This is a genomic window from Phormidesmis sp. 146-33 (genome assembly GCF_052939515.1).
In genome coordinates this window covers 1-14,955 of the sequence record NZ_JBJPHU010000146.1, presented here as the reverse complement: position 1 = coordinate 14,955, position 14,955 = coordinate 1, and the positions used below count along the sequence as shown (strand labels likewise).

Sequence of the window (14,955 nt, the reverse complement as noted above, 5' to 3'; positions counted from 1 at the left end):
TAGGGGGCGTTCCTGGATCTAAAAGCGAAGCGAAGCGTTCATCGAACTGACGTCATTCTGGGGGACTTTAAGAGAAGAACTGCGGTTCAAAATCTCTCACTTGTGACCAAAAAATCGAATTCACATTGGAGAAATTACTTTTGTAGCGCTTTTAGTAAGTGTCGCATTCCAATCTTGGGTTCTGAAGAGTCGGCGATCGCCCAAACAGCAGCCGATCGGGCCACCGTTTGAATTTCGCCACCTGTTAAGGGAAATTTGTTCGCTAAAAAATCCCAATCAATATCGTCACTAAGCGGAACTTTTGAGGAGAAAGCTTGGTGCCAGAGGCGCGATCGTGCTTTCGCATCAGGAAATGGAAATTGCAAAATTGAGAGCGGTTTCCAGGCTCGTTGAATTGCAGGCATTCTCTCCACAGTTATGAATGTTAAGTATTGGGATTCCTGCCGTGCTTTAAGAAATTGATGCACTTCTGATCGAGTTAGGGGCGACTGTCTTCCTAACCAGATGTGAGCCGACTTGATGAGTAGAATTTTGGGCGATTCGGTCAAGATTTCTGTAAGCAATTCAGTATGGTGAGTGATTTCTAATAAGTTGACGGATGTTAAAGGAGTTTGTAAAGTGTGGGCGATCGTTTCAGCGGCGATCGTTTTTCCAGTTCCTTTAGCGCCTACCATCAGAGCCAAGATTCCTTTGGGTGGCCCAAATTCCCAGGCTTCGACTTGTGAAGAAAACTTCATTTGAAAACAAAAATTTTGCAGCGTTTCGATTAGAGAATCTGGCAAAACCAGATCTGAGAAAGTGTGAGGATGTGAGGCGTGAGGCGTGAGGTGTGAAGTGTGGGCTTTTGAATTTAATAGTTGATCTAAATCTGACAGAGTGGGACGATCGCACAGCAAAAAATTCACTAATGAATCTGATAGTTTGATCAGTCGATTTAACAACGGCGCTTCTTGCGAGAAAACCAGTTCTACCAATCGATGCTGAATTAATGGACTGCAATTTGTGAGAGACGATCGCGCTGCTTTCCACTCGTCATCTTTTCGACAAAACAACCGCAACGCCAGATCAACACTGGGAAGATTGGCGTGAGTGCCGTCTTTTCCCTGCAAATATTCATACAACTGGGCATATCGACGATGCACTTCTGGCGCGATCGCCATCAAAATTAGATTCTTCTCAAACGGGGTTAGATTGAGTCGATCGCACAGAGTTGGTAACGCCAAAATGATGCCCTGCTGCTGACTCGCCTTGACTCTCGCCTCAATTTGCTGCTGGTAGTTGCCTTTGGGCGCTTCGGAGGACTCTACTTTTTGGGGCACAGGCGACTCGTAAGCGACCAGTCCATCCAGGCTGACCATGCCTTTCCACCAGTGAGCCGTGGCTCGATCGGCGCGAGTTTGAGCGATTCGATCGACTTCCTTAGACTCCTTTTTTTGTCGCGTCACAGCTAATAAAAGCAACCGTTCTAGCCAACTTAGTTCTACTTTGAGATACGTCCAATTGTCTGAGAAAGGTTCGGGCATGGAAGTTTTGATGAAGAGCAACTCAGGGCGATTTCATTTCACGAATCAATTCTAGAGGCAAGCCATCCGCATCCGCGATAAAGGCGACTTCGTAGACCCGATCGCCAATCATTTGCTGGGTCGGCTCCAAAAGCACCTTCAAAGAATCGTCCTGCTGCTTCAAACTCTCTAACCAATCAGGCAAACTATCCGTGATTTCGCTCAAGTCAAACGAGAGATGATAGTACCCTACATAATGCTCATCTCCAAAGGCATCGGGAGCAGGGTGCGGCTCAGGAATCTGGATCAACTCAATGCGGCCGAGTCCTTCCATCCAGCAGGCCAGCGTATAGCCCGTCGTAAATCGCTCCTGCACGGTGAACCCTAAACGCTCGTAGAAAGCGATCGCCCGAAAGATATCAGCCGTCCGAATCGAAACGTGATGCATAAGAAATAGGGAGGAGGGAGGAGGGAGGAACTTTAAGTTTGGTTTTCGTCCTCGATCGCTGAATCCCTCTGAATTTTATTCAAATAGTTTTATTCAAAGAGTCGAAAGTAGGGATAGCGGACAGGGGCACCGGGTTCTTTTTCTAAGTCAAAATTGATGACATCCCAACACGGTTCTTCTTTGGGATCGGGGCTAAACTCAACCGGGAGACCATAGAGACGGGGTTTTTGAGCATCGTTTTGGCCACGCCAGGGAGTGCTGCGCTCTAGATAAGTGCTGATTAGCTCCTTGTAGCGCTGGGCGATGATGACTCGTGTGGCTCGGTAGCCCTGAGTGTAAAGACGATCGAGGGCCTCATGGATCTCAAATCGAATCCCATCTGGGTGGGTGTGTTGTCGATACCACTCATCTTTCCACAGTCGCCAGTGTCGTCCAGACTGAAGATGAATGAGTTCGCCTGTTTTGGGGTCTGACTCAAATGCACCATGACGCTGGCACAGATAGGTGTCTGTCAGAGTCAACGCCGGAATTGTCTGACGACAGTGAGGGCACTGAATCTCTGGGCCAAAAATTGGATATTGAAAACCTGGGCTGGTCATGAAGTGCAAGCGATCATGTAATTGTGCATGGAGAAGCGTGAAATTATTATAACTAGGGAAGTTTCCTCCTCTAGCCCCATTCTGCCGAACTGTGAATAACTTCAACCAATCTTTTCGATTTACCCCATCTTATTGGTCGCCTCCCGATCTCTCTCAAGCGGCTTTTGTCGCCCCCAATGCGACTGTGATCGGTCAGGTAGAAGTGGCCGCAGGGGCAAGTATCTGGTATGGCGCGATCGTCCGGGGCGATGTCGAACGCATTGTGATTGGAGCCAGCACTAATATTCAAGACGGTGCAATTTTACATGGAGATCCGGGCAAACCGACGGTTTTGGAAGATTACGTAACGGTGGGCCATCGGGCAGTCATTCACAGTGCCTATGTCGAGCGAGGTAGTTTGATTGGGATTGGAGCGATCATCTTAGATGGGGTGCGCGTCGGAGCAGGGAGCATCATTGGGGCAGGGTCAGTGGTGACGAAGGATGTAGCGGCGCGATCGCTTGTCGTCGGCGTGCCTGCCAAACCATTGCGCGATCTGTCTGAGGCTGAAGTTACTCATCTGATCGAACATGCTCAACAGTACGAAAAGCTGGCTTTAGTTCACGCTGGAAAAGGGAGCGATCTAGGCTTTCATCAGTCAGCTTCACAAAAATGAAAGTACTTTGAAAACGTACCCAAATGCGGTACAACTGAAAGATAACAAAGCCTTTAGAGAGAACACGGTTATGGATTTCGACTTTCGTGTATTGATTGTTTTGTTTCCGATTTTGGCTGCTGGAGGTTGGGCAATTTCTCGAATTCTTCCTGCCGCCATCAAGCAAGTGCAAGCTTTCTTGGCCAAATAGTCAGATTCGCTTACGGTTAGATTGTTGACAGATTATTGACAGATCCGACTTTTCTGAAATTAGGGAGAGCCGGATTTGTTTTATGAGATGGATTGCAATCTCCTTACCCGCAAGGGGTTGCCCCACGTTAAAAATAATGATCTCCAGGATTTCTAGCTTGTTAAGCTTAATTTTAGAGACTTCAATTAGGTGACTCGATGTTGGATGAACAGGCTAAAAAGACCATGCTCCGCAAAATCCCCCACGGGCTGTATGTGTGTGGTGTGAAAGACGGAGAACAGGTGAATGGTTTTACAGCAAGCTGGGTGATGCAGGCTTCTTTTACGCCGCCGCTGGTGGTCAATTGTGTTAAGCAGGATTCTGGCTCTAATGCGATGATTCGATCGAGTGGCGTTTTTGCCCTGAGTATTCTCGAAGCGGGTCAGAAAGAAATGGCGCAAAAGTTTTTTAAGCCTCAGCGTCGAGTCGGCAATAAGTTTGAGGATGTTGATTTTTATCTCGGTGAAACGGGCTGCCCGATTATTTCAGACTCGCTGGGCTATGTCGAATGTCAAGTTGTAGGCATGGTGGATAAAGGCGATCACACTGTTTTTGTAGGCGAAGTGATTGCCGCAGGCATTCATCGAGAAGGCGACCCGCTACGACTCGAAAGCACAGGCTGGCAGTACGGCGGTTAGCAATGGGTTAGCAATGGAATGAACGGGTGAAGAGATCTGTATTATTGACATGTATTCATCCCTCATCCTTTGCTTATGCCGTTCATCAAAGTTCAGACTTCGATCGCCTCTCCCAATCCCACGACGATCGCCACTCTACTCAAAACGCTTTCTGCCAGTCTCGCCAAACAAACTGGAAAGCCCGAATCTTACGTGATGACGGTACTCGAACCCAGTGTCGCGATGACCTTTGCGGGCACGACCGATCCAGCTTGCTATATCGAAATTAAGAGCATTGGTTCGATGAGTGCTGTTCAGACAAAAGAGATGAGCCAGACGTTTTGTCAGCAGGTGAATGAGGGGTTAGGTGTGGCGATCGATCGGATCTACATCGAGTTTACTGATGCCAAGGGTGCAATGTGGGGCTGGAATGGCACAACGTTTGGGTAAGTCAGCCCTTAATGGAACGTGAATTCGATAGAGTTTTCTCACTTCGTTATTCAGCACTTCTGCCCCCAACCCCCCAATTTTGGGGGACTTTGAGACAATATTTCTCGTTCAAAGTCCCTCACTTGTGGGGGATTTAGGGGGCTGAAGCCGATTGAAACGAAGCGAGTCACTCTCATCGAACTGACGTTAATGGAAAATTGAGCCTCTAAAAAAACTGGGGCCGCTTTCGTAGAAGTGCAGTCGCCCAAAGCCTAGAAACTGACCGTGGGACTTTTCTCCAGTTGGAAAGGCCGTCACGCCAAACAGATAAACGCCACCATAGAGGGGATTTTGGTCGGGGGATAGGGCGATCGTCACCAGTCTTCCCGGTGCCACAGGCGGATCGAAGGTGATGGAAACCGATCGAGCTTTGCGATCAACCGTTGCCTGAAGGGGAATTTTTGCGCCCAAACGGTTTCGTTCTCCTTCAAAGGCCTCAATTCGCTTGGGGTCAAATCGGATGGTGTCGGTGCCTTCGTCCTGGGCAATGGTGACGCGCTGTAACGGCTCGCCTGCATTCTCCAGCAAATTCATCGTGAAGTAATAAGTGGCTGACCACGCTTGCACTGAGTTAAATGTGGTAGAGGCTCCGACCAGTCGAGGGGGCGATGTAAAGTAAACTGTGCCGTCAGCCAATTGGACAGCTTGAGCAGGTTGGGTCGCGTCTCCCAGATTGGCTCCGATAGACGCAATAATGGTGGCTGCGATCGACAGGGCAAGACGTTTGAGCATGACTGATTTTAAGGTTTGTTTAATTGTAATTTTGGGAAAGTGCTCGGTCTAGAAGTGCTGTTTTTAGTCTAAGCGATCGCTTTTTGGACTGCTTTGTGTCGCAGTTTAAGCAAATATTAACTTCTATTAAATTGGATTTTTATCCATTCACGATCGCCAATTTTCCAAATCGTGGATGCTACTGTTTATACAGACACAAAGAGACATCACTTCAGTCTCTCTAACCAACCGCTTTTTGGGACGTGTCTCCTTCCCAAAGCAACTGCAACTCTCAAGAAGTACATGTTGGCTACTGTTCTTATCTAGTTTGTACGATCGTTGATCAGGAGGGATTGAAATTATTTTCAGACCTTTTGAGTTGCAGAAAGCACACACTTAGTAATGTACCTGGCTCTCCAATATTTTTGTAGTAGACCTGACAATCTTCCGTCAGGTTTATTGCTTTTAAAGCTAATCTTTTAACCCAAAAAAAAGAGCCGTTCTTTTACTAAGTTTCTTGTGGATTGTCCCAGTTTCAAACAGATTTTTGTTAGCCTACAAATGAGATATGAAATAGAGGCTTTTATGACGGTTAGTTCTAAGGTTGATTTCAGACCTGCTTCCTCCCAATCTGTCGCATGGCACAAGATCTTGACCTTAACTTTGGCGTTTTGGTTAGGTGCCAGCCTGTTTTTGGATTTGGTGATAATGCCGAGTCTCTACGCTTCAGGAATGATGTCTCAGCCTGATTTTGTCCCCGCAGGCTATGGGATTTTTTGGATCTTTAATCGAATCGAATTGCTCTGTGCAGCGCTAGTGGTGACAGGCGTACTCGTGCAGCGCAAAATGACTGCAAACAGCAAACGAACCAGTGTGTTGTTATCACTTTTGCTACTGTCGTCGGCGATGATCTGCACCTACTTCATCACGCCAGAAATGGGGGCTTTAGGGATACAACTCGATTTGTTTGAGTCGTCGATCGCGACCCCCGACGGGATGAATCAACTTCACATCAGCTATTGGATTTTGGAAATGATCAAGTTTGTAGCGGGAGGCGTGCTTTTGGGCTGGACGCTTGATCGTCCTTCCGAAGCACTCAGATAAGTTTGGTACAACAGAATGCGGTGAAACTCCAAATTGCCTCCGGTTCGCTGGGGGCTTTTATTTTAGGGCGTTTCTTCTGACTCGCGGTTAAACCACAGTAAACGAATGGCCAAAACGGCAAACCCAAAAGCAGCGATCGCCTTGGCGAGACGAGCAGGCAGCACTTGAGCCGTTCCTTCACCGACCATCACCCCAATCAAGCTGGCCAAAATGAGAGCAGCGATCGTCCCTAAGAAAACCGCTTTGGGATACTTGCAGTTGCTACCACTGAGGGCGATCGCTGCTAGTTGACTCTTATCGCCTAACTCTGCCAAAAAAACGGTGATAAAGCTTAAACCTAAAAGGTGCCAGTCCATAAAGCGAATCTCAAAAATAGAGGGCTACGGTTGAATCACGTCGAGCAGCAGCAACAAAGAAATGAAGAGTAAAAGCGTGCCTGTTGCTTTCTCTAATGTTTTGGGGGAGAGGCGAGTGCAAAGCCAGCGACCAATCAGAACCCCGATCAAGCTAGTGGCAATCAAAGCCGTGGCCGAACCTGCAAAAACAACCCAGGGCGCGTGAGACTCGGCGCTCATTAACAGGGTGGCGATTTGCGTCTTGTCGCCCAATTCCGCTAGAAAAATTGTGACGAATGTGGAACCAAAAACGCTCCAGAAACTCCACTTTGAGGCTTGACTGAGGTCAGGTTGAGGAACGACAACTGCCGTCGCAATCACCTGATCAGCGTCTAAATCAGACTCAGCCAACTGAGCAATCGAGAGTTCTGTAAGCGCCATAGCTGCATTTTGGTTTTCACATTTCTTTCATTATCCAGGACTTCTCTCTGATTGGCAATCTTTCTTCAAATTCCGACAGCTTGATCAAATCGCACCATTTCTAGACTGCGATCGCCATACACGCCCTCAATCTGCTGGCGACAACAGTCGATCGCAAAGTTATTCAGTTCTTCTGGCTCAACGCCATACATTTGCTGAAAGGTTTCAGACTCGACGCGACAAAACCGAGGTCGCTTTTCATAGATCTGACATTCGCGATTGATCTGGTCGTAGTTGACGCACCAGCCGTCTTCGCCAACCATACTCAGGTAGAGGTCGAGTTCGGGAGGTGAAAGGTAGTCGGGCAGTTCGGGGCGATCGGTGGGGTCGAGGTGACAGCAAGCACCGCATTGTTTGACGCAGATCCAGGTAGCCATGATAGTAAGTTTATTTGCTCAGTCTATCAGTCTAACCAGATGAGAGGCTAAAAGGGCATCAATTCGATCAGGTCTTCGCTTCGTTATTCAGAATACCTGGCGATTAATATTAGCTTTGCAAGAGCAGTCGGAGGGCATCTATAGCAATCCTAAATCACTCGTGAAATGCAGCATTGATCGTGCCCCCTAAATCCCCCAAAGTTGGGGGACTTTGAGCCGAGAGACTTCCTAGATTTCAAGACCCATTCCCCAGTTTCAAAGTCCCCCAGACTGGGGGATTTAGGGGGCGAAGCGGACTGGAACGGAGCGACAAAAATCTGTTCATGACTTATTTAGGATTGCTATATGATTCGTGCAGGAAGTCTAGTTCTTCTGCCTCATACTGCTAGGACTGATTCAGGTTGAAAGAAAAAACGCTTTTGCTCGATTTGTCGCAGCCTAGTTTGAGGTAGAAACCGTGGAGACATTTAGATCCTTCAGGTTTAGTTAGAGTAGAGGGTGTCGCTGTGTTGCTCAGGAGTATTGTTTGATGTCCGATCGTCTCTATGATGTGGTTCTCTATGGGGCTAGTGGGTTTGTGGGCAAGCAGACCGTTCAGTACTTTGCTCAACACGCTCCTCAGCACGTTCGTTGGGCGATTGCAGGACGAAACCGCCAGAAGTTAGAAGCGGTAAGCAATGAAGTTGGCGCGGCGGTGGAGGTTTTGGTTGCAGATAGTCAGGATCAGCAGGCGGTGGATGCGATCGTCGCCCAAACGCGGGTGCTGTTAACGACGGCTGGGCCGTTTGCGCTCTATGGCAATACGCTTGTGGATGCCTGTGTTCGGTTAAAAACTCATTATGTGGACATTACTGGAGAAACGCCCTGGGTTAGAGAACTCGTCGATCGCTACCACACTCAAGCCGCCTCTGACGGGACTCGGATTATTCCTTGCTGTGGGTTTGATTCTGTTCCGTCTGACTTGGGGAGCTATCTAGTCGTGCGTCACCTGCAACGAGAATGGGGAATGCCTTGTCAGAATGTGAATGCTTACTTTCAGGCTGAGGGCGGGTTAAATGGAGGGACGCTGGCATCTGGCTTCAATTTGTATGATTCTCCTCATGCAGCGCAGTTTCGTGATCCTTTTTTGCTAAATCCGTCTACTCAACATTCTCAAAGTGACCTCGATCGCAACCAAGACCCAGACGCACCTTCTTACAGCGCCGATCTCAACACTTGGGTTGCTCCCTTCTTTATGGGCCCGGTCAACACTCGAATTGTGCGTCGTAGTTGTGCCCTGTTTGATGAGTGGCAACAATCCTATGGAAGTGGCTTTACCTATCAGGAGTATCTCAAGTTTGATGAACCTTTGGCATGGCTAAAAGCAGCTAGTGCGACCGCAGGATTTGCTGTCGTTACAGGTCTGTTGCAACAACCTCAACTACGATCGCTCCTTCAACCTTTTTTGCCAACACCGGGGAGTGGGCCGTCTGAGCAAACGATGAATGAAGGCTGGTTTTCTTGTGAACTGGTAGGCACTGCACCAGATGGGCGCAAGGTTTGGGGGTTTGTTCGTGACCAGGGAGATCCGGGCAATCGGGCGACGGCCAAGTTTCTCTGTGAGTCTGCTTTGTGTCTGGCTCTACAACCTGATGAACTACCAGGCGGTCAGGCGAGGGGTGGAATTCTCACGCCAGCAACGGGATTAGGTGACATTCTGGCAGAGCGATTACGTCAGGCTGGAATGACTCTGGAGACTCAAACTGTCTAGTAGATTTCTAGTTAGTAAATTTCTAGCGCTTTTGATAGCTACTACCCTTGGTCAATGCTTTGAATTATGGCTTTTGTGGACAATGCTCACTCTGCTAGAATTCTAATCTTAAAGTCTCCTAGAATTGGCAGCTTGGGTGGCAAAAGACGCTAATAATGCAGTGAAAAAGTTTCATCGAATTCACATTGCTTGAAGGGTCGGTCTTGAGGGCGTAATAGCTTTGTTGATAGCGATCGAACCTCTCATCATATAAACCTAACGCTACAATTTCGGCATTGGGCAACTGGAGGGCGATGTCTTGTAGTGCTGCGATGCTGGCTTGTACCCAGTCGGCGGGGTTTTGTTCTGTCCAACTGGGGCGAGGGGTAGCAAGGGGGTAGGCGTGGCTGGACTGAGCAATGAGGTAGCCTTGAGCCTCTACCGCGACTACGCGCACTCCACTGGTTCCCAAGTCTAAGCCAAGTACGATCGGGCAAAGTTTGTCTTTCACGGTCTACTGAGTCTACGAATGTGGATTCTGTCCCTGGTTCCCTTGAAAAAGCTGGGTTAGCGTTGCTCTGACTCCCAGGTTGGAAAGCTGGTGTAGGGTGTTGGTGGTGGCTTCGACAAAGCGGGTGGATTGGGGGAGGTCGTGGCCAAAAATTTCGATCAGGCTGAGTAGCGGGCGGGGGTCGGTTTTACTCTGAGAGGCTCTGAAGGCGAGAACATCGGATAAGGGATCTTCGATCGCAATCACGGTTCCCTGTTCGTCTTGTCCGATTAGACAGCGAAACCAGGCTGCGATCGTCAGACTTAGATAGTCGATCGAGCCGCCTTGTTGAAGTTTGTCGCGCAGTGAACCGAGTAAAAATTTGGGGTTTTTAGCAGAACTATTCAGACAGAGGCGAGGGAGTCGATCGCGAATTTTGGGGTTTTCAAAGCGTTCGATTAGCGTCTTTTTATAGTCCGTCAAATTCATGCCTGCGACAGGTTGTAGCGTGGGAGTTACTTCTTCCATGAGCGCCATGACTGCTTGCCTGCACTGCGGATCAGCCATCACTTCATGGACATAGGTGTAGCCTAACAGCGAGCCAAGATAGCCAATTAGCATATGGCTGGCATTGAGAAGTCGAATTTTGATCAATTCATACGGATGTACATCGCTTGTAAATTGAGCGCCAACGGCTTCTAAATTGGGTCTGCCTGCACAGAACTGATCCTCAATCACCCATTGAATAAAGGGTTCTGCAACAACCGGAAAGCTGTCTTGAATGCCAAACTGTTGGGCAACCAGGGTACGATCGGCATCCGTTGTCGCGGGCGTAATGCGATCGACCATACTATTAGGAAATGCACCTTGTTCTGAGAGCCATTTTCCGAGGGCTGGATTGCGAAGTTCTGCAAAGGCAGTCAGCATTTTTCGAGTGATAGTGCCATTGCCCTGTAGGTTGTCGCAAGACTGAACGGTGAAGGGCGCTAATCCTTGTTTCCGGCGTTGGTCGAGGGCGGCGGCTAAAAATCCGTAGGTTCCGATCGGTCGATCAGGGTGCTGTAAGTCGTGTTGAATGGTAGTGTGTTCTACGTCTAATTCACCATTGCCTTCGTTGTAGTAGTAGCCGTTTTCGGTCACGGTGAGGGTGACAATTCGACAGTCAGGAGCGGCGAGGGCTGCAATGACAGCTTGGGGATCTGGCGGCGCAAACAGATAGCGATCGATTGATCCAATAATGCGGGCGCGATCGTCGTCGGGTGATCGTTCGATCAGGGTATACAGACAGTCTTGCAGCTTTAGAGCATCTCGCATTCGACGATCTTGCTCAAGTAGCCCTACGCCACAGATTCCCCAATTAAAGTCAGAAGTTTCATGAAAATAATTATCGAGATACAACGCTAAATGCGCTCTTACAAATCCACCTACGCCAATGTGAATGATTCCATTTTTGAGAAGGTGGCGATCGTAACGAGGAATCTGAACGGTATCTGATAAACGAGACAAAGCGGATTGATTTAGCTCGATCGTAGAATCTGTGCGAAGGTTACTCATGAAAAGGATTATGAATGCAATAGAGAACGGCGACGATTGTTGGAAACAGTTTTTCCTTGGCTATCAAACAGATGGCAAAAATTACCGTCAAGGTTAATAGAAACGCGATCGTGGACTCGACTATTGTTAGCACCATCCGTTCGCACGACTAAGCTATCTCCACCCGCAATTTGAACATAGAGATAAGTTTCTCCACCTAACTGCTCAACCACCACCACTTCACCTTCTAATGTACCACTTGACCCCAACCGGAGATGTTCGGGGCGAATTCCTAGCGTTGCAGTATCGCCTACAGACAGTCCAGGCTGGATAGAAACAGTCACGGTTGCTTGAGTCGGAAGTTTCACTGTTGTTTCTACATCATTGACGGCTGTGACGGTGACGGGTAGAAAGTTCATTTTGGGGGAGCCGATAAAGCCCGCAACAAATAGATTTTGGGGATGATGGTAGAGATCCATCGGTGCTCCGACTTGTTCGACCGTTCCATTTTGCAAGACAACAATTTTATCTGCGAGGGTCATCGCTTCCGTCTGATCGTGAGTCACGTAAATCATCGTAGCTTGCAGACTGTCATGGAGTCGGGCTAACTCAATTCGTGTCTGTACCCGCAGGGCGGCATCTAAGTTAGATAGGGGTTCGTCAAACAAAAATACTTTAGGATTTCGCACCAGGGCCCGCCCGATCGCGACTCGTTGGCGTTGTCCACCCGATAGTTCTCTAGGCTTGCGATTTAACAGCGGTTCGAGTTGTAGAATGCGGGCGACATCACGGGTTCGCTGATCGCGCTGCGCTTTAGGAACGCCTGCTAGTCGAAGGCTAAACGCCATGTTGTCGGCAACGCTCATGTGTGGATAAAGCGCATAGGTTTGAAACACCATTGCGAGTCCGCGTTCGGCTGGCGATACATCGTTGGCGAGTTGTCCATCAATTAGCAGATCGCCCGATGTAATTTCTTCGAGGCCAGCAATCATTCGTAGTAATGTTGACTTACCACAGCCTGACGGGCCAACAAATACAACAAACTCACGATCGTCTATGTCGAGATCAATCCCTTTGATTATCTCAGTCCCTACAAACTGTTTGCGAAGATTTCTCAGTGTGACGGTTGCCATAAAAAAGGATAGTTGTGAATAGTTATTGAATGGGTGAATTTGAGCTAGTCTCTTTGCTGCGTTGTTTAAGTCTTTTGCCTACCAATTCTGGTAGACTTTTGGACAAGATTCTTAGTTCGACTTTACTTGACTGCACCAAAGGTTAGACCTCGAACAAGTTGTCGTTGACTGAGCCAACCAAAGATCAAAATGGGTGCGATCGCCATTGATGAAGCAGCCGAAAGCTGTGCCCAAAACAAGCCTTGAGGACTAGAAAACGAAGCAATAAACGCCGTCAAAGGAGCCGCATTCGTGGTAGTTAGATTGAGACTCCAGAAAGCTTCATTCCAGGACAGAATAATGGAAAGTAAGCCTGTCGAAGCAATTCCGGGTAGTGCTAACGGCAACAACACATGAAAAAATTCTTGCTTAATGTTGGCTCCATCCATGCGATCGGCTTCGAGAATCTCTTTAGGAACGTCTTTGAAAAAGGTATAGATCATCCAAACGACGATCGGAAGGTTGATCAGGGCATAAATCAACGTTAAACCGATGCGCGTATCCAGTAGTCCAGAGTTGCGAAACAGCAGGTAGATGGGGACTAGCACCCCCACTGAGGGCAACATCTTGGTGGAAAGCATCCACAGCAACGTTCCTCTTGTCCGTTTGGTCGGAAAGAACGCCATCGCATACGCCGCAGGAACCGCAAGCGCTAACGCTAACAACGTCGATAAGACAGAAATGACCACACTATTCAGAGCAAATGCGAAATAGTTGGATCGATCCTGAATGGAAACATAGTTCTCGATCGTGGGCTGAAAGAATAGCTGTGGGGGAATAGAAACGGCGGCGGCTTCGGTCTTAAAGCTAGTGAGAACCATCCAGAAGATTGGGAAGAACAATAGACCTGCCGCTAACCAGCCTAGTAAGGTGATGAAGATGCGATGAGAAAGTTTTCGAGTCATGGGACGAGGGATAAGGGTTATTAAACGTCTATTAAACGTCCAGGTTGCGAGAGACTAGACGCATGAGGAAGATGGCGACAATGTTGGCTAAGACGACTGCAATGAGTCCGGCGGCTGAGGCACTGCCAACATCAAACTCAAACAAGGCTCTTAAGTAGATAAAGTAAGCCAGGTTAGTTGTGGCGAGTCCCGGCCCGCCAGAGGTCGTCACAAAGATTTCTGCAAAAATGGTTAGAAAAAAGATGGTTTCGATCATGGCGACGACAGCGATCGCTCGTCCCAAATGGGGCAGCGTAATGTACCGAAACAGTGCGATCGCTTTGGCACCATCCATTCGGGCGGCTTCGATTTGCTCGTCATCTAAGGATTGAATCGCAGTTAGTAAAATCAGCAGCGCAAACGGCAGCCATTCCCACGAGACAATGAGAATCACCGACAGCATTGGATAGTCTGCAAACCAATCGATCGCGCCCAACCCTAGCGATCGCGTCACGTAGGCAAACAATCCATTCACCGGGTGCATCAGCAAATTCTTCCAGATTAGAGCGCTGACGGTTGGCATCACAAAGAAAGGTGAAATCGCCAAAATTCGAGCAATGCCACGCCCAAAAAAGTCTTGATTAAACAACACGGCGAGGAGCGTACCCAGACTGATCGTAATCCCCAACACTGAGCCAACCAGCACCAGCGTATTGACGATCGAGATCCACAAAGCTGGATTGCTCAATAGAGACGTAAAATTTTCGAGTCCTGCAAAGCGATTGTTTGTAGTGTTGAGCAAGTTGTAGCGCTGGAGTGAAAACCAAACCGTCATCACCAACGGCACAATCATCCAGAGCAGCAAAACAAAGACCGACGGCGCAACAAGCGGAAGTGTTGAAATCTGTCGCTTAGTAGCGGTATGTTTATGATGAGGCTTGACAGCCAAAGTAGAGGACATAGGTTGAAGCTTTCTGTTGGGATGGGGAGGGGGGCGTTGCTGATTGGAGGGATGAATCTGTGGGAAGTGTCCATCTTTTCGCCCCCTAAATCCTCCCAAATTGGGAGACTTTGAGCCTTGGGGTTTCCCGCAGCTTTGGGGCACACCCCCTGATTCAGCAACGCCGGGAGGGGTTTTGGACGTTGGACTTTAGACTCTGGTCGTTGGACTCCTGCACGAATCATGGATGCCCTCCAATTGCTCTTGCGAAGCTAACATTAATCGCCAGGTATTCTTTTTAATCTCTGGTCTAATGTCGCTGGTCTAATGTCTCTGGTCTAATGTCCTTTCCCTACGAGTTTCATTAGAAAACCTCCCCAACCCCTGCGAGAGGAGCCAGGGAGGAGCAGAGACTAAGCCTTGATGTAACCTGCGCGTTTCATTGTTTCTTCGGTACTACTTTGGGCTTGTTGGAGCGCCTGATCGACCGAAACCTGTTTGGTTAGTGCAGAGGCGATCGTTTGTCCGACTTGAGTGCCGATCGCTTGAAATTCAGGAATCGCGACGAACTGAATGCCTGTGTAAGGAACTGGATTGACGGTAGGTTTGCTCGGATCGGCTGACTCAATTGATCGCAGCACGATCGGGGCAAAGGGTGCCG

18 protein-coding genes and 1 pseudogene are annotated in these 14,955 nt (G+C 48.5%); 6 read left to right on the top strand and 13 right to left on the bottom strand.

Annotated elements, in window-relative coordinates:
• Positions 1-134 precede the first annotated feature (134 nt).
• The 3 genes from ACJ2PR_RS31855 to ACJ2PR_RS31845 all read right to left on the bottom strand — a co-directional run bounded on the left by ACJ2PR_RS31855 (position 135) and on the right by ACJ2PR_RS31845 (position 2,549).
• Positions 135-1,523 (bottom strand): AAA family ATPase, encoded by a 1,389-nt coding sequence (locus ACJ2PR_RS31855; protein WP_446880011.1) that lies wholly within the window; start codon positions 1,521-1,523, stop codon positions 135-137.
• A 22-nt stretch (positions 1,524-1,545) separates the two neighbouring features.
• A complete protein-coding gene (locus ACJ2PR_RS31850; RefSeq protein ID WP_446868858.1) occupies positions 1,546-1,950 on the bottom strand; it encodes a VOC family protein in 405 nt (134 codons plus the stop codon).
• A gap of 89 nt (positions 1,951-2,039) precedes the next feature.
• Positions 2,040-2,549: a TIGR02652 family protein gene (locus tag ACJ2PR_RS31845; protein WP_446860935.1), complete on the bottom strand. Its 510-nt coding sequence runs from the start codon at positions 2,547-2,549 to the stop codon at positions 2,040-2,042.
• Between the two features lie 91 nt (positions 2,550-2,640).
• On the opposite strand from ACJ2PR_RS31845, the gene ACJ2PR_RS31840 reads away from it, so the two are divergent.
• From ACJ2PR_RS31840 to ACJ2PR_RS31825, 4 genes are all read left to right on the top strand, one after another.
• Positions 2,641-3,204 (top strand): gamma carbonic anhydrase family protein, encoded by a 564-nt coding sequence (locus tag ACJ2PR_RS31840; protein WP_446880010.1) that lies wholly within the window; start codon positions 2,641-2,643, stop codon positions 3,202-3,204.
• A gap of 70 nt (positions 3,205-3,274) precedes the next feature.
• Complete coding sequence (locus tag ACJ2PR_RS31835; RefSeq protein WP_446860933.1) at positions 3,275-3,394, top strand: photosystem II protein Y; 120 nt, start codon at positions 3,275-3,277, stop codon at positions 3,392-3,394.
• Positions 3,395-3,618: 224 nt separating this feature from the next.
• On the top strand, positions 3,619-4,071 hold the full coding sequence (locus ACJ2PR_RS31830; protein WP_446880009.1) for a flavin reductase family protein: 453 nt from the start codon (positions 3,619-3,621) through the stop codon (positions 4,069-4,071).
• 75 nt (positions 4,072-4,146) lie between these two features.
• Entirely contained in the window at positions 4,147-4,500 is a 354-nt protein-coding gene (locus tag ACJ2PR_RS31825) for a phenylpyruvate tautomerase MIF-related protein (protein WP_446880008.1), read from the top strand.
• Between the two features lie 186 nt (positions 4,501-4,686).
• Here ACJ2PR_RS31825 and ACJ2PR_RS31820 read toward each other — a convergent pair whose 3' ends face one another.
• Positions 4,687-5,271, bottom strand: coding sequence for a DUF2808 domain-containing protein (locus tag ACJ2PR_RS31820; RefSeq protein WP_446880007.1), 585 nt, complete (start codon positions 5,269-5,271; stop codon positions 4,687-4,689).
• 564 nt (positions 5,272-5,835) lie between these two features.
• On the opposite strand from ACJ2PR_RS31820, the gene ACJ2PR_RS31815 reads away from it, so the two are divergent.
• Entirely contained in the window at positions 5,836-6,354 is a 519-nt protein-coding gene (locus ACJ2PR_RS31815; protein WP_446860929.1) for a DUF4149 domain-containing protein, read from the top strand.
• A 62-nt stretch (positions 6,355-6,416) separates the two neighbouring features.
• Here ACJ2PR_RS31815 and ACJ2PR_RS31810 read toward each other — a convergent pair whose 3' ends face one another.
• The 3 genes from ACJ2PR_RS31810 to ACJ2PR_RS31800 all read right to left on the bottom strand — a co-directional run bounded on the left by ACJ2PR_RS31810 (position 6,417) and on the right by ACJ2PR_RS31800 (position 7,546).
• The gene (locus ACJ2PR_RS31810) at positions 6,417-6,710 is read right to left on the bottom strand and encodes a TMEM165/GDT1 family protein (protein WP_446860928.1); all 294 of its coding nucleotides are present in this window, start codon (positions 6,708-6,710) and stop codon (positions 6,417-6,419) included.
• 24 nt (positions 6,711-6,734) lie between these two features.
• Positions 6,735-7,130 (bottom strand): TMEM165/GDT1 family protein, encoded by a 396-nt coding sequence (locus ACJ2PR_RS31805; protein ID WP_446880006.1) that lies wholly within the window; start codon positions 7,128-7,130, stop codon positions 6,735-6,737.
• Between the two features lie 65 nt (positions 7,131-7,195).
• The gene (locus tag ACJ2PR_RS31800) at positions 7,196-7,546 is read right to left on the bottom strand and encodes a YkgJ family cysteine cluster protein (protein ID WP_446880005.1); all 351 of its coding nucleotides are present in this window, start codon (positions 7,544-7,546) and stop codon (positions 7,196-7,198) included.
• Between the two features lie 529 nt (positions 7,547-8,075).
• Here ACJ2PR_RS31800 and ACJ2PR_RS31795 point away from each other — a divergent pair.
• Positions 8,076-9,296, top strand: a complete 1,221-nt coding sequence (locus ACJ2PR_RS31795; protein WP_446880004.1) for a saccharopine dehydrogenase family protein — start codon at positions 8,076-8,078, stop codon at positions 9,294-9,296.
• Between the two features lie 118 nt (positions 9,297-9,414).
• On the opposite strand, the gene ACJ2PR_RS31790 is transcribed toward ACJ2PR_RS31795, so the two are convergent.
• The 6 genes and pseudogenes from ACJ2PR_RS31790 to ACJ2PR_RS31765 form a co-directional block, all read right to left on the bottom strand.
• Positions 9,415-9,786, bottom strand: a complete 372-nt coding sequence (locus tag ACJ2PR_RS31790) for an FGGY family carbohydrate kinase (protein ID WP_446880003.1) — start codon at positions 9,784-9,786, stop codon at positions 9,415-9,417.
• Between the two features lie 12 nt (positions 9,787-9,798).
• Positions 9,799-11,319, bottom strand: a complete 1,521-nt coding sequence (locus ACJ2PR_RS31785; RefSeq protein ID WP_446880002.1) for a mannitol dehydrogenase family protein — start codon at positions 11,317-11,319, stop codon at positions 9,799-9,801.
• A gap of 8 nt (positions 11,320-11,327) precedes the next feature.
• Entirely contained in the window at positions 11,328-12,431 is a 1,104-nt protein-coding gene (locus ACJ2PR_RS31780) for an ABC transporter ATP-binding protein (protein WP_446880001.1), read from the bottom strand.
• Positions 12,432-12,553: 122 nt separating this feature from the next.
• On the bottom strand, positions 12,554-13,375 hold the full coding sequence (locus tag ACJ2PR_RS31775) for a carbohydrate ABC transporter permease (protein WP_446860921.1): 822 nt from the start codon (positions 13,373-13,375) through the stop codon (positions 12,554-12,556).
• Between the two features lie 31 nt (positions 13,376-13,406).
• Complete coding sequence (locus ACJ2PR_RS31770) at positions 13,407-14,315, bottom strand: carbohydrate ABC transporter permease (RefSeq protein ID WP_446880000.1); 909 nt, start codon at positions 14,313-14,315, stop codon at positions 13,407-13,409.
• A 392-nt stretch (positions 14,316-14,707) separates the two neighbouring features.
• Positions 14,708-14,955, bottom strand: a pseudogene (locus ACJ2PR_RS31765) (sugar ABC transporter substrate-binding protein); the annotation flags it as partial.

Coding starts and splice junctions, on each gene's coding strand:
- ACJ2PR_RS31855 (WP_446880011.1), bottom strand. CDS start 1,523: ATGCCCGAACCTTTCTCAGACAATTGGACGTATCTCAAAGTAGAACTA.
- ACJ2PR_RS31850 (WP_446868858.1), bottom strand. CDS start 1,950: ATGCATCACGTTTCGATTCGGACGGCTGATATCTTTCGGGCGATCGCT.
- ACJ2PR_RS31845 (WP_446860935.1), bottom strand. CDS start 2,549: ATGACCAGCCCAGGTTTTCAATATCCAATTTTTGGCCCAGAGATTCAG.
- ACJ2PR_RS31835 (WP_446860933.1), top strand. CDS start 3,275: ATGGATTTCGACTTTCGTGTATTGATTGTTTTGTTTCCGATTTTGGCT.
- ACJ2PR_RS31830 (WP_446880009.1), top strand. CDS start 3,619: ATGCTCCGCAAAATCCCCCACGGGCTGTATGTGTGTGGTGTGAAAGAC.
- ACJ2PR_RS31825 (WP_446880008.1), top strand. CDS start 4,147: ATGCCGTTCATCAAAGTTCAGACTTCGATCGCCTCTCCCAATCCCACG.
- ACJ2PR_RS31820 (WP_446880007.1), bottom strand. CDS start 5,271: ATGCTCAAACGTCTTGCCCTGTCGATCGCAGCCACCATTATTGCGTCT.
- ACJ2PR_RS31815 (WP_446860929.1), top strand. CDS start 5,836: ATGACGGTTAGTTCTAAGGTTGATTTCAGACCTGCTTCCTCCCAATCT.
- ACJ2PR_RS31810 (WP_446860928.1), bottom strand. CDS start 6,710: ATGGACTGGCACCTTTTAGGTTTAAGCTTTATCACCGTTTTTTTGGCA.
- ACJ2PR_RS31805 (WP_446880006.1), bottom strand. CDS start 7,130: ATGGCGCTTACAGAACTCTCGATTGCTCAGTTGGCTGAGTCTGATTTA.
- ACJ2PR_RS31800 (WP_446880005.1), bottom strand. CDS start 7,546: ATGGCTACCTGGATCTGCGTCAAACAATGCGGTGCTTGCTGTCACCTC.
- ACJ2PR_RS31795 (WP_446880004.1), top strand. CDS start 8,076: ATGTCCGATCGTCTCTATGATGTGGTTCTCTATGGGGCTAGTGGGTTT.
- ACJ2PR_RS31785 (WP_446880002.1), bottom strand. CDS start 11,319: ATGAGTAACCTTCGCACAGATTCTACGATCGAGCTAAATCAATCCGCT.
- ACJ2PR_RS31780 (WP_446880001.1), bottom strand. CDS start 12,431: ATGGCAACCGTCACACTGAGAAATCTTCGCAAACAGTTTGTAGGGACT.
- ACJ2PR_RS31775 (WP_446860921.1), bottom strand. CDS start 13,375: ATGACTCGAAAACTTTCTCATCGCATCTTCATCACCTTACTAGGCTGG.
- ACJ2PR_RS31770 (WP_446880000.1), bottom strand. CDS start 14,315: ATGTCCTCTACTTTGGCTGTCAAGCCTCATCATAAACATACCGCTACT.